23 protein-coding genes and 1 pseudogene are annotated in these 22,481 nt (G+C 34.6%); 14 read left to right on the forward strand and 10 right to left on the reverse strand.

Annotation, left to right across the window (positions count from 1 at the left end; translation table 11 throughout):
- Positions 1–2 precede the first annotated feature (2 nt).
- Entirely contained in the window at positions 3–2,234 is a 2,232-nt protein-coding gene (gene bamA / locus C6H18_RS05175; RefSeq protein ID WP_104722046.1) for an outer membrane protein assembly factor BamA, read from the reverse strand.
- A gap of 135 nt (positions 2,235–2,369) precedes the next feature.
- On the opposite strand from bamA, the gene C6H18_RS05180 reads away from it, so the two are divergent.
- Entirely contained in the window at positions 2,370–3,197 is an 828-nt protein-coding gene (locus tag C6H18_RS05180; RefSeq protein ID WP_104722047.1) for a prephenate dehydrogenase, read from the forward strand.
- Here the strand turns inward: C6H18_RS05180 and ribD are convergent.
- Genes ribD through mqnP form a run of 9 tightly spaced genes read right to left on the reverse strand, consistent with a single transcriptional unit; the run spans position 3,194 to position 10,762 of the window.
- The gene (gene ribD, locus C6H18_RS05185) at positions 3,194–4,231 is read right to left on the reverse strand and encodes a bifunctional diaminohydroxyphosphoribosylaminopyrimidine deaminase/5-amino-6-(5-phosphoribosylamino)uracil reductase RibD (protein WP_104722048.1); all 1,038 of its coding nucleotides are present in this window, start codon (positions 4,229–4,231) and stop codon (positions 3,194–3,196) included. The genes C6H18_RS05180 and ribD overlap by 4 nt on opposite strands.
- Positions 4,225–4,653, reverse strand: a complete 429-nt coding sequence (rimP, locus tag C6H18_RS05190) for a ribosome maturation factor RimP (protein ID WP_233704069.1) — start codon at positions 4,651–4,653, stop codon at positions 4,225–4,227. The genes ribD and rimP overlap by 7 nt, the downstream gene beginning before the upstream one ends.
- The gene (rbfA, locus tag C6H18_RS05195; protein WP_104722050.1) at positions 4,653–5,036 is read right to left on the reverse strand and encodes a 30S ribosome-binding factor RbfA; all 384 of its coding nucleotides are present in this window, start codon (positions 5,034–5,036) and stop codon (positions 4,653–4,655) included. Before rbfA ends, rimP begins: the two co-directional genes overlap by 1 nt.
- The gene (gene infB, locus C6H18_RS05200; RefSeq protein ID WP_104722076.1) at positions 5,037–7,640 is read right to left on the reverse strand and encodes a translation initiation factor IF-2; all 2,604 of its coding nucleotides are present in this window, start codon (positions 7,638–7,640) and stop codon (positions 5,037–5,039) included.
- The gene (locus tag C6H18_RS05205; RefSeq protein WP_104722051.1) at positions 7,633–7,890 is read right to left on the reverse strand and encodes a YlxR family protein; all 258 of its coding nucleotides are present in this window, start codon (positions 7,888–7,890) and stop codon (positions 7,633–7,635) included. Before C6H18_RS05205 ends, infB begins: the two co-directional genes overlap by 8 nt.
- A 22-nt stretch (positions 7,891–7,912) precedes the next feature.
- Entirely contained in the window at positions 7,913–8,806 is an 894-nt protein-coding gene (thrB, locus tag C6H18_RS05210; protein WP_104722052.1) for a homoserine kinase, read from the reverse strand.
- 9 nt (positions 8,807–8,815) lie between these two features.
- Complete coding sequence (locus tag C6H18_RS05215) at positions 8,816–9,361, reverse strand: hypothetical protein (protein ID WP_199770135.1); 546 nt, start codon at positions 9,359–9,361, stop codon at positions 8,816–8,818.
- The gene (locus tag C6H18_RS05220) at positions 9,351–9,890 is read right to left on the reverse strand and encodes a hypothetical protein (RefSeq protein ID WP_104722053.1); all 540 of its coding nucleotides are present in this window, start codon (positions 9,888–9,890) and stop codon (positions 9,351–9,353) included. Before C6H18_RS05220 ends, C6H18_RS05215 begins: the two co-directional genes overlap by 11 nt.
- 5 nt (positions 9,891–9,895) lie before the next feature.
- Complete coding sequence (gene mqnP, locus C6H18_RS05225) at positions 9,896–10,762, reverse strand: menaquinone biosynthesis prenyltransferase MqnP (protein WP_267891868.1); 867 nt, start codon at positions 10,760–10,762, stop codon at positions 9,896–9,898.
- A gap of 246 nt (positions 10,763–11,008) precedes the next feature.
- Between mqnP and aroQ the strand changes: the two genes are divergently transcribed.
- The 13 genes and pseudogenes from aroQ (at position 11,009) to C6H18_RS05290 (ending at position 22,468) form a co-directional block, all read left to right on the forward strand.
- A complete protein-coding gene (aroQ, locus tag C6H18_RS05230) occupies positions 11,009–11,500 on the forward strand; it encodes a type II 3-dehydroquinate dehydratase (protein ID WP_104722054.1) in 492 nt (163 codons plus the stop codon).
- A 68-nt stretch (positions 11,501–11,568) separates the two neighbouring features.
- Positions 11,569–12,186: a 2-amino-4-hydroxy-6-hydroxymethyldihydropteridine diphosphokinase gene (gene folK / locus C6H18_RS05235; protein ID WP_104722055.1), complete on the forward strand. Its 618-nt coding sequence runs from the start codon at positions 11,569–11,571 to the stop codon at positions 12,184–12,186.
- On the forward strand, positions 12,183–13,559 hold the full coding sequence (gene flhF / locus C6H18_RS05240) for a flagellar biosynthesis protein FlhF (protein WP_104722056.1): 1,377 nt from the start codon (positions 12,183–12,185) through the stop codon (positions 13,557–13,559). Before folK ends, flhF begins: the two co-directional genes overlap by 4 nt.
- Position 13,560: 1 nt before the next feature.
- Positions 13,561–14,418 carry a P-loop NTPase gene (locus tag C6H18_RS05245; protein WP_104722057.1) on the forward strand — a complete coding sequence of 286 codons (858 nt, stop codon included), beginning with the start codon at positions 13,561–13,563 and terminating at the stop codon, positions 14,416–14,418.
- A gap of 16 nt (positions 14,419–14,434) precedes the next feature.
- On the forward strand, positions 14,435–14,821 hold the full coding sequence (locus tag C6H18_RS05250; RefSeq protein ID WP_104722058.1) for a hypothetical protein: 387 nt from the start codon (positions 14,435–14,437) through the stop codon (positions 14,819–14,821).
- Positions 14,805–15,512 carry an RNA polymerase sigma factor FliA gene (gene fliA / locus C6H18_RS05255; RefSeq protein WP_104722059.1) on the forward strand — a complete coding sequence of 236 codons (708 nt, stop codon included), beginning with the start codon at positions 14,805–14,807 and terminating at the stop codon, positions 15,510–15,512. Before C6H18_RS05250 ends, fliA begins: the two co-directional genes overlap by 17 nt.
- Positions 15,505–16,566: a flagellar motor switch protein FliM gene (fliM, locus tag C6H18_RS05260; RefSeq protein ID WP_104722060.1), complete on the forward strand. Its 1,062-nt coding sequence runs from the start codon at positions 15,505–15,507 to the stop codon at positions 16,564–16,566. The genes fliA and fliM overlap by 8 nt, the downstream gene beginning before the upstream one ends.
- A 12-nt stretch (positions 16,567–16,578) precedes the next feature.
- Positions 16,579–17,412, forward strand: a complete 834-nt coding sequence (fliY, locus tag C6H18_RS05265; RefSeq protein WP_104722061.1) for a flagellar motor switch protein FliY — start codon at positions 16,579–16,581, stop codon at positions 17,410–17,412.
- A 9-nt stretch (positions 17,413–17,421) separates the two neighbouring features.
- Positions 17,422–18,896, forward strand: a pseudogene (locus C6H18_RS05270) (MBOAT family O-acyltransferase).
- Between the two features lie 8 nt (positions 18,897–18,904).
- Positions 18,905–20,047 (forward strand): hypothetical protein, encoded by a 1,143-nt coding sequence (locus C6H18_RS05275; RefSeq protein WP_104722062.1) that lies wholly within the window; start codon positions 18,905–18,907, stop codon positions 20,045–20,047.
- 38 nt (positions 20,048–20,085) lie between these two features.
- Entirely contained in the window at positions 20,086–20,496 is a 411-nt protein-coding gene (locus C6H18_RS05280; protein WP_104722063.1) for a hypothetical protein, read from the forward strand.
- 9 nt (positions 20,497–20,505) lie between these two features.
- The gene (gene mnmA / locus C6H18_RS05285; protein WP_104722064.1) at positions 20,506–21,549 is read left to right on the forward strand and encodes a tRNA 2-thiouridine(34) synthase MnmA; all 1,044 of its coding nucleotides are present in this window, start codon (positions 20,506–20,508) and stop codon (positions 21,547–21,549) included.
- A gap of 94 nt (positions 21,550–21,643) precedes the next feature.
- Positions 21,644–22,468, forward strand: coding sequence for a universal stress protein (locus tag C6H18_RS05290; RefSeq protein ID WP_104722065.1), 825 nt, complete (start codon positions 21,644–21,646; stop codon positions 22,466–22,468).
- The last annotated feature ends 13 nt before the right edge of the window (positions 22,469–22,481 follow it).

Genomic DNA, 22,481 nt, shown 5'->3' on the forward strand with positions numbered 1-22,481 from the left:
AATTAAAATCTCTGTCCCATTGTAAATTCAAAAGATGAAATATTATCTCCGGGCTTATTATCAATTGCCTTAGGGATAATAAAAGTAATTGCACCAATTGGTGAAATCCATTCTAAGGCAACACCTGCAGAACTTCTTCGTATTTGAGTAATATCGTTTTTTCCGAGCATACCATAATCATAAAATGCACTCAAACGCATAGGCACTGTTTCAAATAATCCATAACTAAGCTCCACTGAACTATAAGAAGTCTTATTGCCACCAATCCTTGTGCCAAATTCATCCCTTGGACTAATAGAATTTGTTTGATAACCCCTAAGCGAATTTATCCCCCCTAAATAGAATCTCTCATTTAAAGGCACATAACCTGCATCTTCAATATACCCTAACTTAGAGCGCAATCGAAAAGTCAAATCCAAATCTATCCAATCTTCTAAACTTTTGAAGAAATACAAAGTCCCAAAATACTTCAAAAATTCTGCATCACCACCAACTCCTGCATACTCTAAACTCGCATTAGCTTTCCAACCATTTTTAGGAAAAAAATACGAATCTGTACTATCATAATATACACCGGGTATTATTGAAGATTTCGTATATTTTCCACGATAATACCTTAAATAAAAGGGATTAACAAAGCTTGAGAGTTCAGATTGTTGATACATATAGCCCAAAGTTGTCTCTAAAGTATCAGTAATCCTTCTTCCACCAACAAAACTAAAACCCCTTGTTTTCTCCTGATAATCAAAATTATCATATTGACTTTGATAAATATCTGTTGAGAGACTATAATTACTATCTAAGACTGCGGGATTATAAATATTTAAGCGATAAGAAGTAGAAATTTGACTTTTATCAAGATAAACACCAGCTGTTAAGCCTGTCCCAAAAATATTTCTATCCTTAATAGAAGCATTCCCCATAATACCATCATAACTACCATAACCCACACCAAAGCTAAACTCCCCTGTTTTAGCCTCTTTGACTTTAACAAGTAAGTCAATACTCTCTTCATCAATGCGTCTCTCTTGAATCTCAATATCATCAAAGCCTCCTGAACGCATAATAGAATTTTTAGAACGTGTAATTTTTGTCATATTGTATTCATCACCTGGTGCTAAGAGGATATTTCTACGTATTACCCTATCCAAAGTTTTAGAATTACCAGAAATAATTACATCATTCACTGTTACCTTTTTTCCTGGTTGGATATAATAGACAATACGAACTTGAGACTTTTCTGCATCTTTATCCAAATCAGGAGTAACACGGACAAAAGCATACCCTAAATCACCAATTTTATATCTCAAGGCTTCAGCATCTTTACGCATTGTAGAGATATTAAAAACTCTTTTTTGTTTAGTTTTAATGACATCATAAAGCTCTTTATCATCAATCACCATTTCTTCTTGCACAATATCAATGCCAGAAACCTTATAAGGTTTTCCCTCTTCAATATAATAATCTAACTCTGCATTATAGGTTGTAAAATCTGTTCTTAAAAAAGGTGGGCTAACTTTAGCATCCAAATAACCCTTTTGCAGGTAAAGGTCTTGAATCCTAAGAGAATCTGTTTCAATCTCATTAATCTGTAACTTACCACTATTAAATCCCCACATCCAGCCTAAAAATTCCCGCTCTTTATTAGCCGTTAAAGCTTCAATACGAGATACCTTAAGATTCTCTCTCCCATAATAGTTAGCTTTACGAATAATAATTTCCTCGCCCTGATTAATCTCAAGTGTTACTTTTAGAGCATTTTGACTAATTTCTTCGACTTTTGATTCTACTACAGTATCATAGCGACCTTGTTTTTCAAGGATTTCAATAATGCGTTTCTTTGTAGCATTAATTTTAATCTCATCATAAACATCACCCTTTTTTAACCCTATTTCTTTATTGATAACCGCTTGTTCTTTACCTGCTCCATAACCGCTAATCACCAAACTTGCAATAACAGGCTTCTCTACAAAATGAAAGACCAAAACCCCTTCTTCTTCGGTAGTCCAAATATCTTTAAAATATCCTTGCTTATAAAAATCAAGAATAGATTGATTAATCCTTTGAATATCAAGCATTTTGCCAATTTGCACATTAGCAATTTCATTAGCAATCAAAGGAGAAATATAATTTAGCCCCTCATAACGAACTTCTTTAATAATAGGTAATTCAGCACCAACAGCCAAAGTATAAGAACCAACTAATCCCAATAAGAATAATCTAAGAGCTTTCATTAACGATAAAACCTTACAACATTTAAATAGCAAAATGATTAATATTTTAACCAATGCGAATTATACCTTATTTTGCAATTAAACCTACCAAAAGTAAATAAATATATAATTTTCAAAAAACTTTAAAGAGGGCAGATGCAAGCAGGAATTATTGGTTTAGGCTTAATTGGAGGTTCTTTGGGATTAGCACTAAAAGAGAGCGCAATGTTTAAAAGGATTGTAGGATTAGACAATAATGAAATTCATTTACAACAAGCTTTATCTTTAGGGTTAATTGATGAGGGTGTTGAATTAGAAAAAATCAAGCAATGCGATGTTATCTTTCTTGCAACACCTGTGGAGGCTATCGTAGAAATCCTCCCTCAACTCGTTGGGATACCTCCACATACCACAATTATTGACTTAGGTAGCACAAAATATTTAATATCCCAAAACATACCTCCAAGTATTCGCAAAAATTTTGTCTGCGCGCACCCTATGAGTGGGACAGAGAATTTTGGACCAAAGGCAGCTTTTAAAGAGCTTCTACCTCACCATATCGTAGTTTTAACAGATTTGGAGCAAAGTGGGGAATTCCAAATTTCAATGGCAAAAGAAATATTTATTACCTTAAAGATGAATATTATCAAAATGGATTCAAAATCCCACGATAATCACGCCGCTTTCATTAGCCATTTACCCCATATTATTAGTTACGCCCTAGCCAATACCGTCTTATCCCAACAAAACCCAAAAGATATACTCACACTAGCAGGTGGGGGGTTTAAAAGTATGGTGCGAATCGCTAAGAGTTCTCCTAAAATGTGGAGTGATATTTCCAAACAAAATCGTGAAGAAATTTTAAAATCTTTAGAATACTTCCAAAAAGAAATTGACTTTGCAAAAAAGCTAATTAACGACCAAAAATGGGAAGAATTGGAGGATTGGATGAGACAAGCAAATTCCCTCTATAAGATTTTTTAATCCCTTAAAGGTTGAAGCCATAGTATTAAATCATCCCCAATTTTTTGCGAATGCAAAATTTTAAAATTAGCTTGAAGTTGCATATGAAGTTGAAAATTACTTTGCATAGAAGGATTTAGAAAAAACAATACCATATCAATTTGGGGTATCAAAGTTTTAAATAACCCTGCTCCCCCCTCACACATTACGAAACCTTCAAATTTTTCGATTTTATGGATGATTCTCACCTCTCTATTAGGGACATAAAATAAAGGGGCATTTTTAGGAAACTCTCTTGAATGCGTCAAAATTGTTACACAAGGCGATCTTTTATTCTTTAAAGTTGCATACCTACAATCAAGTGTTGGGTTATCTAAACGCACACTTTTACCAGAAATTAATAGAGTATCTACCTTTGTCCTTAAATTGTGCATAAAGCTTTGTGCGGCTTTAGAGCTAATTTGTCCCCCATCAATACTCCCATCTAGCCTACTTGCGTATTTAAAAAGCACAAAACTACCCTTACTTTGCATACTGCCAAAAGGTATTAATAATGCCTTGGAATCCTCAAAAGTTTGCACTAATTCTTTTTCTTCCCAAGCCTTTATAACTTTAATCCCACAAGATTGAAGAGCATTCGCTCCCCCCTTAGCTTCTTTATTGCAATCTTTTGCCCCAATAACTATCTTTTTAATCCCTAGTAATCGCAAAAGTTCTGCACAAGATGGGGTTTTTCCACTATGCATACAAGGCTCTAAAGTAACATAAAGGGTTACATCTTTGAAATAATCCTTAGCATTCTCTAAAAGAAAATGATGAATTTCTTGAGATTGAAAAAGGCTTAAAATTGAAGAATCTCCACTTAAACAATAATAAGCTTCTTGCAAAGCCAAAACCTCAGCGTGTGGCTCACCTGCAATTTTATGTGCTTGGATACTTAAAATCGCTCCAAATTTATCTAAAACAACAGCCCCAACAGCAGGATTTGGCAAGGTTTGGCATTGATATTCCCACGCTTTTTTAATTGCTAAATCAAGATAAAAAGAATCTACCATAAAAAATAAGTCTGTGCCTTTTTAATAGCGTCTATGGAGATATTTTTCCCATTTTCAAGTTTTATAGAATCCTCATAAACCTCTACCAATCTACCTTTAAATTCACTTTTATCTATTGTCTTAACCCTAACAAGCTCCCCAATAGCACCTTGAAAATGTGCCAATGTCTTTAGATTACGTTCAATGCCCGGTGAGCTAACTTCCAAAAAATAGTTTTCAAAATTTGGCATTTCTACATCTAAAAGGGGTGAAAGCGCAAGACTAATTTCTTGACAATCCTCAAGACTAACAGAGGGTTTTTTTGCAATATAAATGCGTAAAACTTTATGGGTGTTTTCCTTAATGATATTAATATCATAAAGCTCACAACCAAAACTTTGGACCAAAGTAAAAATTTTTCCCTCTAAATCAGGAGTTATCATTATTCTAATTCTCCTGCTTTTTGTTTATTCTTTATTTTTCTTTCTTCTTGTAGAGCCTGAAATATCTTATCAAGACGTATCTCTTGCTCTAAAGAATCATCAAAAACAAATTCAAAATCTGGGCAACGAAACCAACCACTCTCTTCTAAGCAATAAGTCTTGATAATATTTCTTGCTTTTTTTAGTTGATGAAGAATTGCTTTTTTGTCTTCTGGTGTGATAAAAGAAGGATCAAGAAAGACTTGTGCAAAATATTTTCCCCTAGAACATTTCACCCCCAAAATGCTAAGATTTTTTAATCTTGTATCCTCTAAATTTGCTAAAGCAGAAGGAATAAGCTCTTTTAATAAAGACTGAATCCGCTCTAATTTAATATTTTTCATTTATAATGTCCTTTGTTTTTGCACTTCCTTATAAGTCTCAAAAACATCTCCTACTTGCACATCATTATAATTTTCTAAAACAATCCCACATTCAAAACCTTTAGCCACCTCTTTTACATCATCTTTAAACCGCTTAAGAGAAAGGATATTGCCATTATGTATTACCACTCCATTACGAATTAATCGCACTTTGATACCTTTTTGGATAACACCATCTGTTACAAAACAACCCGCAATGGTCCCAACTTTTGCAATATTAAAAGTCTCTCTAACTTCAGCTTCTCCGGTATTTTCTTCTTCAAACACAGGAGAGAGAAGCCCTCCTAATAATGCTTTAATATCATCAATAAGTGCATAAATAATAGAATAGGTTTTAATCTCAACATCTAGCTCCTTTGCTTTATTTTTTACACTTCCTGTTGGTCGGACATTGAATCCCAAAATAATGGAATTAGTGCTAGCAGCAGCCAAAGTTACATCACTCTCTGTAATTCCTCCTACGCCTTTATGAATAACATTGACTTTAACTTCTTCATTTTGAAGCTTCTCTAAACTCCCTTTAATAGCTTCTAAACTCCCTTGTGTATCAGCTTTAATAATAACAGGAAGGCTTTTTAATTGACCAAGTGCCACCATAGTACTTAATTCATCAAAAGAGACTTTTGTTGAATGGGAAAGTTCTTTTTGTCGCAAATGCGCTAAACGTTTTTGCGCATATTCTCTTGCAATATTATCATTAGCCACAACAAGCAAAACAGAACCAGCTGGAGGGACTTCATTTAATCCTGTAATAACCCCAACCCCTGAAGGTAGAAGATTCGTAACATTCTTACCATTATCATCACTAATAGCCCTTACTCTCCCAAATGCAGTATCTGCAATAATACTATCGCCAACCTTTAAGGTTCCATTTTGGATAATTAAAGTTGCCACAGGACCCTTACCCTTTTCTAAACTACTTTCAATCACTACTGCACGAGCTGGTCTATGGGGGTTAGCTTTTAAATCCAAAATCTCTGCTTGTAATAAAATAATCTCTAATAAATCATCAATACCCTCTCCGCTCTTAGCTGAAATATGCACAAACTCATACTCACCCCCCCATTCAAGTGGAGTAAATCCTAATTCTGCTGCCTCTGCTTTAACCTTATCAGGATTAGAATCAGGTTTATCAATTTTGTTAATGGCAATAATAATGCAAGCATTTGCGGCTTTTGCGTGATTAAGTGCTTCAATAGTCTGTGGTTTTACCCCATCATCTGCGGCAATAACAATAATAGCAATATCTGTAATCTGCGCTCCGCGAGAACGCATTTCACTAAAGGCTTCGTGTCCGGGAGTATCAATAAAAGTAATTTGCTTACCCCCCTTTATAATTGTATAAGCACCAATATGTTGCGTAATACCACCTGCCTCACCAGAAACCACTTTTGTATTCCTAATAGTATCCAATAAAGAAGTTTTTCCGTGATCAACATGCCCCATAATAGTAACCACAGGAGCCCTAAGCTCTAAATGCTCTTCCTTATCTTCATCATCGTGGAGTTGCGTATAATCTAACTCATCGGCTGTATTGATAATCTCAATTTCGACACCAAACTCTTCGGCTAAAATCTCAATCGCATCTTTTTCTAAAAAATCATTTTTGGTAATCATCATTCCAAGATTAAAAAGCACTTTAATCACTTCACCCGTAGAACGTTTAATCTTCTCTGCAAACTCATAGGCTCTAATCTCTTCTGAAATTCTAACTACACCGCTAATGGATTCTTCTACTTTTTGGGGTTTTGGAGTTTTTTTGCGACTTGCGCGTCTTGTTGTGCCTTGTTCCATAAAAGGATTATGCCTTTGGACCTTAATCCTATCAGCCGTTACCTTTTTTTCATTTTCTTCTTCATCAATATCTACTTCATCCTGCACACTTAAATCAAATAAAATAATCCCCTCATCTTCCTCATCATCGCTGGAAGTATGAAATTCTCTATTATCCAATAAATCCATTTTTTGCTGGTTTTTTTTCATAACAAGAGGCTTGTCTTTTTTCTTTTTCTTTTCTTTTTTAGAAAAGCTCTCATCCAAATTCCCAAGCAAATCTTGCAAAGTTTTGCCCGTTACTTCCTTTTTTTTCTCTATTTTTGGGGTTTCTTCTTTAAAGTCTCGTTTTTTAACAATCCTTAATCCTGTGCGCTTAATAGCCGGATTATCTTGAGTAAGTTCTGGATGTAATTCTTCAACAACATTATTAGAGCTATCAGACTTGTCTTTATCTTCTTTTATAGATGATTGAGCAATTTGCGCTTTCTTCTCTTTGAGCTTTTTTGTAGAGTTTTTACTCTCTTTACCCTCTGTAATCTCTATGGTAGGAGTTTCTTTTAAAGAGCTACTTTTTTTAGCTGTCTCTTTAATCTCTTTTTTAGCCTCCTTTTGAGGTTTTTCAACACTTTTTCCTGATAAGATGTAATTATATAATTCTTCAGCCTGTGTAGCTGTTACAGCACTAGAAGCAGTTTTTACTTCAAAGCCCAGCTCTTGGGCTTTTTGGATTATCTCTTTGCTTGTTTTTCCAATTTCTTTGGCAATCTGACTAATACGGATTTTATCCATATACAAAAATCTCCTTTAATGATTGTTTTAAATTTTCTTTAAGTCCTTTGTCAATCTTACAAGTTTTTATAATGCAATCAACAATTTTATTATTATCTACTTTATTATCTACACAATCTCTACACACATAAAAACTCCTTCCTACGCCACTAAATTTGATGAGTTTTTCCTCTTTATATTGCAAACATATTAATTGGGATTTTAAAAATCTACCCCTACAAACAATACACATTCTCACTGGATTAGACATAAGATTCTCACATTATAACAAGCTAGAGCTTAAATTCATCATCAAAAACCATACCAAAATTATCAAATTCAAGACTTAAAACTCTTAACTTATGGAATTTAGAAGATAAAGCCTCATATAAATGCTTAGAATCTTCTGCATAACAAAGATTAAAAAAAGTCGAACCACTCCCTGATAAAGTACTCATAAGCGCACCATTAGCAAGTGCAGTTTTCTGCACATCAAACAAAATAGGGATTTGTCGCATACGATAATATTGATGCAATCTGTCCATACTTGCTTCCTTTAGTAATTCCCACTTTTCTTCAAAAAAAGCCACACTTAAAAATGCAGAATGTGAGAGATTAAAAAGGGTGTCTTTTTGGGAATACTTTTTTGGTAACGCTTGACGCGATAAATGCGTAGAAATAGATTGGTTAGGAATAACCACAACAGCAGAAATATAGTTTGGCAATTTTTTATTTAAAAAACGCACTTCCTTATTATGAATCATACAGGTATTAAATCCCCCCATACAAGCTGGAGTAATATTATCAGGGTGTAATTCGTAATGCAAAGCGGTATTTAAAATCTTCTGCTTATCAAAAGAAACACCTGCTACTTTAAAAGCAGCACTAAGCGCACCAATAATCACGGCAGAGGAGCTACCCAAACCCCTTGAAATAGGAATAGAATTACTAAAAACAAATTTAAAAGGCAATATCTCACCTATGAGCTTTTTAAGTTGCTCATTAAAAATCCTAACAAAAGCATTATCTACACGCAATTTTGGATTCTTTGAACCCTCACCTAAAATCTGTATAGAAGTAAATTTGGAAGGTTTTAAACTAAAATAATTATAAAGCTTTAAAGCAAGTCCTAAACTATCAAAACCCGGACCTAAATTAGCACTCGTTGCTGGAACACGCAATTGCATTGAATACCCTTAACCCAAATTTGCAAATTTTAAAGTAAATTCCACTTCACCTTTACCAATACGCAATTCTTTGGCTATAGAATCTACACTCCAACCATCTTTAAACATAGAAATAATGCGTCCCTCATCAATATTTGTAGGATTAGTTGGAGTATATGCAAATTCTTTAATCCTATCTTCTAGCATAAAAACCTTTCCCTCTACTTCCTCTTTATAATGCTTATATTCCTCACCTAGTCTTTCTATTTGGCTTTTTAGAGGTATCACTTGAGAGTGTAAATTCATATCAATAAGATTCTTCATTTCTAAGCGCGTATCTTGATAAATTTGTTGCTTGAAGCTCTGCTTGAAACTTTCTAAATCACTCTCATAAGTTTTAAGCTTTTTTTGCAATCGATAAATCTCCTTATTGAGTTCCTCAATAGACTTCTCATAACGTTTATATCTTTTAGTATTATCCGCATCCTTTAGATAAAAATAAACCATTAACAAAACAAAAACTAAGCCAACCCCTGCGCCAACCCATAACAAAATATACTCATTATCAATTATCATTAACATTAACCTTTTTATTAGACTTCATAAAGCGAATAAGCGCCCTCTCTTTAGAAGCTACATAACTATCCCATTCCATTTCATCTCTTGAGTGAATCTTCTCAATCCAAGCAAGATTATCACGCAATACGAAATAAATAGGAACAATCCGTATAGGAAAAGTTGGAAGTTCAATCCTGCCATAATACAAAATATTCTCTGAAATTTTTGAATCTTTTAGTGCAAAACAACTATGCCCTATGGTTGTTACTAAATCAGAGTTTGCTAAGGAAAGATAAGTCTTTTTATTCCCCTCTATCCTTTGTTCTAAAGATTCTATTTTTCTATAAATCTCAACTAGTAATTCTAAAATGATGGTATTCTCTCCCTCTAAATTTCCCTTTTTAGCACGCATTAAACGCAACCATTCTCCAATGGGATCTTCATCACTTTGTGTAAGTTTATTAAACTCCATTACAAAAGATTCTGAATTATGATGCACTTCCTCATACTCAATCTTTAATAAAGTATCAATTAAACGACTTTTCATAACTCCTACCCTCTTATCACTAAATCTAAAATACAAAACCCAAAAAACATTACGCCCAAATAACCATTAACATTAAAAAACGCTCTTGGGATATTATGAAAATTTTTTGCCACGAGATATTGTTCATAAGTAAGTGCCAAAGCAGCAATTACAAGCCCAACCCACATAGAAACTCCAAGTTTAGCCCATTGAATAAATAAAGCCCAAAAAACAACAGCCAATAGGTGAAAAAATCTGGATAAATACAAGGTTTTTTCAATCCCTAAAAAACTTGGAATAGAATGCAATCCCTCTTTCTTATCGTGTTGAATATCTTGCAAAGAATACAATAAATCAAATCCAGCCACCCAGAATAAAACTCCAATACATAATGGCAAAGACCATAATAAAACCTCCCCACTTACCGCTACTACCCCTGCAATAGGTGCTAAACCCAAACATAATCCAAGCACCAAATGCGCTAAAGATGAAATGCGTTTTACTAAAGAATACCCCGCTAAAATCCCTAAAATAGGAAAAGAAAGATAAAAACAAAGAGGATTGATAACAAAACTCACAGAGACGAAAATTAAAGCATTAATCCCAATAAAAACAATCATCGCATTTACAGAAATTCTACCATCGACGCTGGGACGATTTTTAGTGCGGGGATTTGTTTTGTCAAACCTCCTATCAACACAACGATTAAAAGCCATTGCAAAATTCCGACAGGTTATGGTTGCAATCGCTCCAAAGATTAATAATTCCCAGCCAAACCATCCATTAGCAGCAACACACATCCCAATAAAAATAAAAGGCATAGAAAAAATACTATGCTCAAACATTACAAGCTCGCTAAAATCTTTAATCTTTATCCTAAAAGTCTTAAGCACCGCTAAATCTCCACCCAATTAATCTAAAATAATACTTAAATTACCAAATAACTTGAAATTTGTATGAAAAATCTTGCATTATTAAGTATTTTCAAGAATCAATAAATCTATAATCCCTCAATACAAAGAGCCTGAAATTCTAACGAATTTTTTTAAAAAACTCCATTAAAGATAAAGAGTATTTGGGATTCTTTTTAGGATATTTTGTTATAATCCTTATTATTTTAAAACGCAAAGGTTGTATCAATGAAAATTATGATCATTCAAGGTCCAAATCTCAATATGTTAGGCATTAGGGATCCAAGAATTTATGGCAACATAAAACTTGAAACCATTCATCAAAACATCCAAAAACACGCCGAGCAAATGAATATTGAAGTGGATTTCTTCCAAAGCAATTTTGAAGGAGAAATTGTCGATAAGATTCAAGAATGTCTTGGTCAATATGATGGCATCATCATTAATCCCGCAGCATATTCACATACTTCCATTGCTATTCGTGATGCTATTAGCGCAGTTAATCTACCCACTATTGAAGTGCATATAAGTAATATCCACGCTAGAGAAGATTTTAGACACAAAAGCATTACAGCAGCTGTATGTGCTGGAGTCATTGCTGGTTTTGGTCCTATAGGCTATCATCTAGCATTACAAGGACTCTCACAAATCTTAGGGGAGATTCAAGCTATCCAACAAGCACAAAGACAAGCCCAAGAACAAACTATGCAACAAAATTAGTCCTTTAAAGCACCCATATTGCTTCATTTAGGTATCAAATTTTAGATTAATTAGGATAATAGGACAAAATGGAACAAAAATCTTTACGCAAAAAGATACTTACCAAAAAATCATATTATGCAACAAAAACCTATAACATCATAGAGTATAAACCAAATTTCTCCTATATCATCCCAACCCTCTTTAAGCCAAAATATCTTTTTAAAATCCGCAAAAAATTCTCAAAATTTCTCATCCAAACCTCAAACCCTTATCATCTTTTTACCCGCCAATCTTTTAAGTCTTTAAGATCTTATGCTATCTTAGGAATTGGAGGCAATAAAGGCAATGTTTTGGAGACTTTTTGGAGACTTTTTAACAAGCTAAAAAATAGAAATACTATAATCTGCCATTCGCCTTTTTTAAAGAATCCTGCCTTTGGATACACCCAACAAGCAAATTTTTATAATGGAATAATTTGGATAAAAACCAATCTTTGCCCTATTGATTTTTTTAGCTATTGTATGTATTTAGAGAGAATCTTCAAACGAGAGAGAAAAAGAGCCTTTAAAAATGCTCCAAGAACCCTAGATATAGATATTTTAGGCTTTAAAAATAAGAAAATCACTTTACATCAATTACGCATTCCACACAAAGAATGGTCAAAACGAGAAAGCGTTTTAATTCCACTAAAAGGGCTTCAATGAAATTATTTACCTATAACGCAGAAACTTCCGCACTTGCAATTACTCAAGCCAAAAAAGAATTAGGTGATGAATTTTCTATTATCTCACAAAAAAAACTAGCCAATGGAAATTATGAAATCTCTGTTGCTATTAGCGAAGAAGATTTTAACAAAAACAAAGACAATCAAGAAAACAAACAACCCCTTGCTAAAACTAATAATATCGCCCAACGTCTCGAACTTATCGCACAAAGAGAACTAGAAAGAAAACGTTCTTTACAAAATACACAAAATTCTCTCCCTGAAGAGGTTTCTTTACAGCTCTCTGATGCGGTGCGCCAAATCTCTCAAATCACTGGTGTTGCAACCAAAATGCCTCCCGCAAAATCCCCCTATCCACAAGAAGATAAACCCAAACCCAATCAAGAAGAAATCCCAGCAAAAGAACACAAAAAAAGCAAAGAATACCAACAACATTTAGGGGAGTTAAAAATTATCCAAAACGAAATCAACCGCTTAAATGACAAAATAAAGCTTATACAAAATATGTTTTGGGAAGAAAGAGGTCCCAAAAAGGAAGGATTAATCATTCCTCACGAATTTGCTGAAATTTATAGAATCACCAAAACAAGCGGAATGTCAAAAGAACATTTAGAAAAAATTATGCAGCTAACCCTAGAATTAATGCCTATTAAAATGCGTGAAAACTCTGTGCTTATTAAACGATATTTTAGAGAAGTTTTGCGTAAAATGGTCTATGCAAGGGCAGAAAACCTAAGCAGTAATGCCAAAAACATTATGATGCTAGTTGGTCCAACAGGAGTGGGAAAAACAACCACTCTGGCAAAACTTGCAGCGCGCTATTCAAGGCTGTTAAACAAAAATTACAAAGTAGGAATCATCACCCTAGATACCTACCGCATAGGAGCAGTGGATCAATTAATGTTTTATGCTAAAAAAATGAAATTAAGCATTGACACGGTGGTGGATACAGAAGAGTTTATTAATGCTTTAGATTCCTTAAAATATTGCGATTATATTCTCATTGATACCGTAGGAAGCTCACAACACGATAGAGCCAAGTTAGAATCCCTAAAAAGCTTTGTTAATGCCGATAGCAATGCCAAAATTGATGTCAGTCTCGTAATGAGCGCAACAACAAAATATGAAGACTTAAAAGATATTTACCACACTTTCTCAACTTTGGGGATTGATACCCTAATCTTTACCAAACTTGATGAAACCAATAGCTATGGAAACATCTTTTCTCTAAGCTATGAAACCAAAAAACCCATTAGCTATTTTTCTGTTGGGCAAGAAGTCCCTAATGATTTAAATGTAGCAAGTAGCGATTTTTTAATTGATTGCTTACTAGATGGTTTTATCAAGGCATAAAATGAAAAACCAAGCTGCAATCCTAGAAGATTTAGTATCTAAAGAAAAAAAATCCCATACAAAATTTGTTGCTATTACAAGCGGCAAAGGCGGGGTTGGTAAATCCACTTTTAGCGCAAATCTAGCTTATAAGCTTTGGCAATTAGGGTTTAAAGTAGGGATTTTTGATGCAGATATTGGGTTAGCAAATTTGGACATTATCTTTGGGGTGCGGTGTGAAAAAAACCTCTTACATGTGCTAAAAAACCAAGCAAAACTCAAAGACATCATCATCCCCATAGAGCATAATTTGTATCTCATCCCCGGAGATTCTGGCACAGATATTTTTCGTTACAAAAGTGAATTTATGTTTGACACTTTCATTGAAGATTCTGCGCTTTTAGACCACTTAGATTTTGTCCTTATCGACACAGGAGCAGGCATTGGAGAATATACCCAAACTTTTTTAAGCAATAGTGATGATATTATTGTCTTAACCATTCCAGATCCTGCTGCTATTACAGATGCTTATGCCACCATTAAACTAGCAGCTAACTTCCAAAAAAGAATCTTTTTATTAATTAATATGGCAAAAAATCAAGAAGAATCTTTGACTATTTTTGAAAAAATTCAAAAAATCGCTAAAAATAATATTCAAAATATCCATTTAGAACTCCTTGGCAAAATTACCAAAAATACACTCATCAACCATTATAGTAAAAATCGTGGAATCTTTGTAAAAGAAGAGCCAAGTTGTAATCCCTCCTTAGAAATTGAAGAGATTGCAAGAACCCTTGCACAAAAATTGGAACGAAATGTGCTAGTGCAAGAAGATAAAAGATTTGGCAAATTCTTCAAAAGAATTTTAGGACACTTTTAACAAGGAGAAAATACCAATGATACTAAGAATGGACAATTTTCTAAGCTTTGCCATTGTCTCTGGATTTTTCATTGGACTTTTATTATCTTTTTTGAAATTTGACGAACCAGAGATGATTGTAGCGGGAACTTTAATCTCTACCATCGGTTTTTATCTCATTGCCCTTTTAAGTGCATCTTTATGTGTGCAATTCTTCAACCAAGACCCAAAGATTGCCCAAAGACCTTCTTACAATCGCATTTTAGAAGAATATATTGAAGAGTTTGACAAACGAGAGAAAACCACTAATAGAATACGTGGTTTCTTAAGAACAATGGAAAAAACCTTAAAAGAGGAAGAAGAAGAAAATCTTGATAATACCCCAAAATCTAAGCAAAAGAATACCCATGTTGAAGACTTCTAATGGCTACCAAAGCACCATTAAACAAAATCAAGATAATTTAGCATTAGATTACCTCCCAGCCCTTAAGGCACTTGCTTTTCGATTAAAAGAGCGTTTGCCCGCAAGTGTGGAATTCTCCGATCTTATATCAATAGGCACTGAAGAGCTTGTAAAACTTGCAAGAAAATATGATAAAAACATTAATGATTCCTTTTGGGGTTATGCAAGACCTAGAGTTTATGGGGCAATGCTTGATTATTTAAGAAGTCTTGATTGTGTAGGAAGATATACAAGAAGCTTGATACGAAAAATCGATAAAGAAATAGCAAAATACTACAATGACTATCAAGAAGAACCCGATAATGCTTACCTAAGTAAAATCTTAGGCGAGGAAGAAGAAAAAATCAAAGAAGCAAGAAATGCTAGTGAGATTTATGGGGTTTTGCCCCTTGATGACCAATTAAGCATACAACAAGACGATAGAACTTATAATAAAATCGAAAAAGAGGAGCTTATAGAAATTATCCAAGAAGTTTTAGAAAAAACCTCTAAGCAAGAACAACTCTTAATCCAACTCTATTACTATGAAGAACTAAACTTTAAAGAGATTAGCGAAATTTTAGAGCTTAGTGAATCTAGAATCTCCCAAATCCATAAATCCATAGTTAGGAAGATTCGCCAATATCTTGAACAAAGGGGGATAGATGGCTGATATATTAAGTCAAGAAGAAATTGATGCCCTTTTAGAAGTCGTTGATGATGAGGGTGATGAAGCAGAAGAAACGATAGAGAAACCAGCAGTCGTCCAACAAAGACAAATCACCCTTTATGACTTCAAGCGTCCCAATCGTGTAAGCAAAGAACAACTAAGAGCCTTTAGAGGAATTCACGATAAAATGGCAAGAGCACTCTCTAGCCAAATCTCTGCGATTATGCGCTCTATTGTTGAGATTCAACTCCATAGCGTCGATCAAATGACTTATGGCGAGTTTTTGATGAGTTTGCCAAGCCCAACAAGTTTTAATGTTTTTTCTATGAAGCCTCTTGATGGGACAGGGGTTTTAGAGATAAATCCTAGCATTGCATTTTCTATGATTGATAGACTTTTAGGGGGTAAAGGAGACCCTTATGAATCCACGCGTGAATTTAGTGATATTGAGCTAAACTTGCTAGATACTATTTTGCGCCAAATGATGCAGACCCTAAAAGACGCTTGGGGACCCGTAACAGAGATTTTTCCAAGCGTTGATGTCAAAGAATCAAGTCCAAATGTCGTCCAAATCGTTGCACAAAACGAAATTGTTATTATGGTGGTAATGGAAATAATCATCGGACATAGTAGCGGAATGATGAATCTATGCTATCCTGTAATCTCCTTAGAATCCATCCTCTCGCGTCTTGCAAGTCGGGATATTATGCTAAGTGAGACAAATTCCAAAAAATCTCGAAACAAAGAACTTCAAGCACTCCTTGGAGGGGCTAAAGTAAATGTTACAGCAATGCTAGGAGAGACGAAGCTTATGATGAGAGAAATTTTGGAATTAGAAGTCAATGATATTATCAGGCTTGATAGACCAGCAGATGATACAGTAATTGTCAATGTCGATGGTAGAGAGAAATTCCTAGCAAGTATTGGCTTACATCGTTACCGCAAAACTATCGAAGTGAAAGAAATGATTAAAACAGAAAAAGATCAAGTTAAAGAAATTCTTGAAATGCTCGAAATACAACGCAAATCAAGAGTTCATGAAATTGAAGATGACTAAAAGGAGGGGGTTATGCTAAATGACTTTTTAAAACTCATTATTCAAGAAAGTGTTTCCACGATTGAAGGATTACTAGGACAGGCTCCCGATATTAGTCATATAGAAGCACAAGATGGTAAAAAAGATAATTTTAATCCCCCTTTAGCAAAAATTGATATTCAAGCAGATGGAGCACCTTTAGCTCTATTTATATCTGCCAAAACAGGAACTGCCTTAGCAGATATGATGCTAGGAGGAGAGGGAGAATCCAAAGAAACAATGGAGAGTGATGATTTAGATGCCACAAAAGAAATTGCCTCCAATATCTTTGGGGCAATTTCTACTGCATTAGGCGGACAAAAAGAACTCCCCAAATTAAGCTTTACCATTAATAGCATAGAGTTTATTGAGGGGGATTTAGGACTTGATAATTACCAAGGATTCTATACCTTTGCGTTTAATGTGGGAAATATCCAAGATTATTTATATTTTGCGCTATCCCCTGCTTTTGAAAAACTCTTTAGCCCCAATGAGGAATCTACTCCACAAGCTGCTTCTAATGATAATGCCAACAATAGTGCTTCTGTTGTTTTAAACAATACCGAAATGAAAAATATCAATATGCTTCTTGATATAAGGTTGCAAATAAAAATCCGCATCGGGAAGAAAAGAATGCTCTTAAAAGATGTGATTGCGATGGATATAGGGAGTGTGGTAGAGCTAAACCAACTAGCCAATGACCCTCTTGAAGTGCTTGTTGATGATAAAGTAATTGCCAAAGGAGAGGTAGTCATTGTCGATGGAAACTTTGGGATTCAAATCACAGAAATTGCCCCCCAAAAAGACAGAATCGAACAACTACTATAAGGAAATCCTATGATTTTTAGCTCTTATATTTTTATCTTTGCCTTTTTGCCTCTTGTTTTGCTAGGTTTTTATGTTTTAAAGCTTTTTAATCCCCTAAAAGCCAAAATTTTTTTAATCCTAAGCTCCTTGTTTTTTTATGGTTTTTGGAACATTCTTTATCTTCCACTCCTTTTAATCTCTATCCTAACTAACTACACCCTTGCACATTTAATATCAAGAAATAGTGGGGGGGGCAACTCTACTTTTATAGCGGAATCTTTTTCAATCTTGGTTTATTAGGATTTTTTAAATACACAGATTTTTTCTTAAGCACTCTTAATACCATCTTTGAAGCCTCACACGCAAACTTAGAGATTCCATTACCCCATATTTTACTCCCTTTAGCGATTTCTTTTTTCACTTTTCAACAAATCGCCTTTTTGGTAGATTGTTACAAAGCCCGACATACACTTCCAAAGATAAAAATTAACTTTTTAGACTATTGTCTTTTTATTGCTTTCTTTCCACAGCTTATCGCCGGTCCTATCGTGCATCATAAAGAAATGCTACCGCAATTTGCTAGATTATTTTCCGCTCAAGCTTACATTACCCTAGAGTGTATCTCCAAAGGTGTCTTTATCTTTTCGCTAGGATTGTTTAAAAAAGTTTTTATCGCCGATAGTTTTGCTAAGTGGGCAAATGCTGGATTCAAAGTCGTAGAAAATGGAGGCTTTTTAAATTTCTTTGAATCTTGGGCGACTTCGCTTTCTTATACCTTCCAACTCTATTTTGACTTTAGTGGCTATTGCGATATGGCAATAGGTTTAGCCCTGCTTTTTGGGATAAAGCTTCCTATAAACTTCAATTCTCCCTATAAATCTTTAAACATCAGTGATTTTTGGAGAAGATGGCATATTACGCTTGGGAGATTCTTCAAAAACTATCTATATATCCCACTAGGTGGGAACAAAAGAGGAGTAGCCCTCACTATTGGCAATCTTTTTATCGTGGCTTTTTTAAGCGGATTATGGCACGGGGCTGGATTTGGCTTTATTATTTGGGGGATTTTGCACGGGATAGCCTTAAGTCTCCATAAACTCTATAACTTATATTGCCCACTATCAAACTCTCAAAACCTTTTTTACAAAATAGCCTGTTGGTTGGTAACTTTTAATTTCGTAAATATCTCGTGGATATTTTTTAGAGCCCAAAACCTACAAGCTGCTAGTAATTTGCTTCAAGGAATGTTTGGACTACTCTGGATAGATTTGCCACAAAAACTTAGAATCCCCAAAATCTTAGAAAACATAGAAGGCAGGAATGATACTTTGATTTTTTTAGTCTTGGGATTTGTCCTTATTTTTTGCTTCCAAAACAGCACCAAAGCTTTAGAATCCTTTACCCCCAACACCAAAAACGCTCTGCTTACTGGGGCATTGCTCTATACAGCCCTACTTTCACTTGCCCTCACGCCTTATAGTGAATTTATTTATTTTAATTTTTAGGAGACTTTATGAATGCTTACAAAAAATACCTACTCATAGCCTTTATAGCTCCTATGCCTTTTATGGCGATTCTTTTTATCATTTTGTATTTCTATGATCCCTTGCAATTTTTTCATAAGCCCTATTTTAGGAATACGACCTTTTTTGGGGATATGTATTTTAGCGCAAGAGGCATCATCCAGCACTACAACTTTGATTCTTATATCTTAGGCACTTCGATGCTAGAAAACACTTCCGCTAAAGAAGCAAAAGAAAAGTTAGGGGGAGAGTGGGTAAATATCTCTTTATCAGGCTCAAGCTACAACCAAAGAGCGGTAATTTTGGATTTTCTCTTTAAGATAAAACCCCCCAAAGCCATCATTTATTCTCTGGATTATCTAATAAATCCCTACACACCCCCAACAAGCAGATTTGATTCTATCTATGGTGATTCTCCTTTGGAGACTTTTAAGTTTTATTTAAAAAGCCGATTTATCTTATGCGCTATCACTTGGTCTTCTAGCAAAGATTGTGTCGGTAGAGAAAACTCCCTCTCCCTTATAGAAACCTCTATTGTGCAATGGAAAGAAATGAGGGAACATCAAGTCCGCTTTAATGGATTTAAGAATTGGATAGACAACAAAGATAACCCACAATTAGCAACAACCATTTTAGCCTTGCAAAATAGCGATTTTAAGCCACCAAAAAACCTCCAAGAAATCCCTAATATACAAGAGTGGCAAAATCACTTTAAGCAATATGTGTTAAGTTTTGTCGCCAAACATCCTACTACAAAATTTTATTTTATTATCCCTACTTACAGCCGATTATTTTATTTCCTTAATGAAAACACCCTAGGGGACAATAATGCTTATTTTGCAACTTTCAAAACCACCCTTAAATGGCTCACTAAAGAATTAGAAAAAACCCCCAATGCTACACTTTATGGGCTAGATACCCTAGATTATGCCAATCATATAGAAAATTACAGAGACACTACGCACTATCACTGGGATATGAATTCTATGCAGCTTGATGCTATTGCCAATAAAACCCACAGGCTTGATAGCAAAAATATTGATTCTTATCTTGCAAAAATGTATGAGCAAATCTTAAACTTTGATATGGATTCTCTGATTAAACAAGTGCAAATCCCAGCAAACCCAATTTAAAAAAATCTTAATTTTCTTTAGATACAATGCGACCCACAATGGATGCAAAAATAAAAGATTTTGTAAGCAATCATCATTTATTGGCTCTTAGTGTGCTAGATAATCAACAAGAAATCTACACCGCAAGTTGCTATTATGCCTTCAATGAAGAGCGTTTGAGTTTGATTTTTAAAAGTAGCCAAGATTGCAAGCATATCCAACTAGCAAAATCCCATCCAAAAGTTGGCGTTATCATTGCTGAAGATTCTAAAAACCTTCGACTTATTAAAGGATTGCAAATCAAAGCCCTTTTTAGAGATGCCCAAAAAAGCGAGGTAACACTTTATTACAAAAACTTTCCTTATGCGCTACTTGCAGGAGGAGGGGTTTTTGGGCTAGATATTTTGTGGGCAAAATACACAGATAACACACTTTTGCTGGAAGATAAGCTAACTTATACGAGAAATTAAGGGAATCTTATGAAAAAAGTTTTATTACTAATGAGTGGTGGAGTAGATTCTAGCTATTGTGCGTATTTGCTCCAAAAGCAAGGCTTTAGTGTTTATGGAATCTATCTCAAACTACACGACAAAGAGGAAAAGCATAACTACTATGTAGCCAATATCAAAAAATGCGCCCAGACTCTAAACTTCCCCTACAAAATCATTGATGAGCGTGAATTATTTAAAAAAGCCGTTTATGATTATTTTATAGAATCTTACAAACAAGGCTTAACCCCTAATCCCTGCGCAATGTGTAATCCCTTTGTAAAGTTTGGAATAGCCTTTAGACTTGCTGATGAGCTAGGTTGTAATTATGTCGCAACAGGGCATTACGCACAAATCAAAGATGGAAAAATCGCTCAAGCAGTAGATAGCACAAAAGACCAAAGCTATTTTCTCTTTGGAGTAAAGCAAGAATGGATTACTAGAATCCTCTTCCCCTTAGGCGATAAAAAAAAGGAGGAGATTAAGCCCATAGCCCTAAAAGAGCTTCCTTGGCTTGGCACTTTAGAGACCTATAAAGATTCACAAGAGATTTGCTTTGTGGAAAATTCTTATATTGATGTTTTAAACAAGCATTACAATACCGAGCAAATAGGCGATGTCTTGGACGAAGAGGGAAACAAGATTGGGACGCACAAAGGCTATATGCAATACACCATTGGCAAACGCAAAGGATTTACTATCAAAGGTGCGCTTACGCCTCATTATGTATTAAAAATCAATCCAGAAAATAACACTTTGGTTGTAGGTTCTAAAGAATCTTTAGCCACTTCAGAGGTTAAGGCGCTAAACTTCTCCTTACCCAAAGACTTCTTTGCCAAAAATCAGGCTTTAGATTGTGAAGTTAAAGTGCGTTATAAAAGCCACAAAATACAAGCTACTATCGAATTAGATTCTAAAAACAATCAAGAAATCATTATCGCAAAACTCAAAGAACCCGCTTATGGCGTGGCATCAGGACAAGCTTTAGTAATTTATGAACAAGACAAGGTTTTAGGTGGGGGCTTTATCGTCTAATTGAATACTATATGAGATTGGAAGTTAAAACATTATAGCTTTTGATATTTTTTTGCTATAATAAATTAAGACTATAAAAGGGAGGAAACCTACAATGAAGAACCGCATCGCTGTTGCAACGGACTTTTCACAAAATAGCCTCGTAGCTATTTCAAAGGCATTATATTTAGCAAAAAAATCAAAAGCTACTTTGGATATTGTGCATATCGTAGAGCATTCTATTTTTCACAATCCTAAACAAGACAAAAAAACAGGAAAAGAGGCATTAGCAAAATTCCTACTTGAACACTTCCCAAATCCAGAAGTTACTATACAAGAGTTTTGCTATGTTGGTCCCATCGTTAAGGGAATCTGCAAACATATAAAAGACAGAGAATGCAAACTCTTATGCGTGGGTTCAGCAGGAGAGAACCATCATTTAACAGAAATATTACTAGGCTCTACTGCCAAGCAAATCGTGAAAAAATCCCAAATGCCTGTGCTAGTAACTAAAAATGAATCCCTGCCAGATTATATCCAAGCCTTTTCCCCAACAGATTTTTCGAACAATTCGCTAAAACTTGCAAAAATCACCAAAAAACTATTCGAAAATATAAAAATTACCTTTTACCATATGATTAATCGCCCCTTTGAGATTAGACTAGGGCATTATGGGGCAAATGATGAGCAAATCTCAAGATATAATAAAAATGCAGAGGAAAAAGCCAAAGAGCAGTCCAAAAAATTTCTTAAAGAACTTGATAAGAATAATGTCAATATGGTATTAGATAGCGGAATTTTAACCTATACTCGCCTTTTAAGTGTCGCAGAAAGCAAAAACTCCTCGCTCATTGCCTTGCCTACAGATGGAAAAGTTAGTTTCTTTGCATTAGATGTTTTAGAGCATTCTAATCTTGATGTTTTAATTTGCAAATTCTAAAAACTAAGGTCTG

Origin of the sequence: Helicobacter mesocricetorum, from assembly GCF_900198605.1 — a bacterium.
GTDB classification, from domain to species: Bacteria; Campylobacterota; Campylobacteria; order Campylobacterales; family Helicobacteraceae; genus Helicobacter_D; species Helicobacter_D mesocricetorum.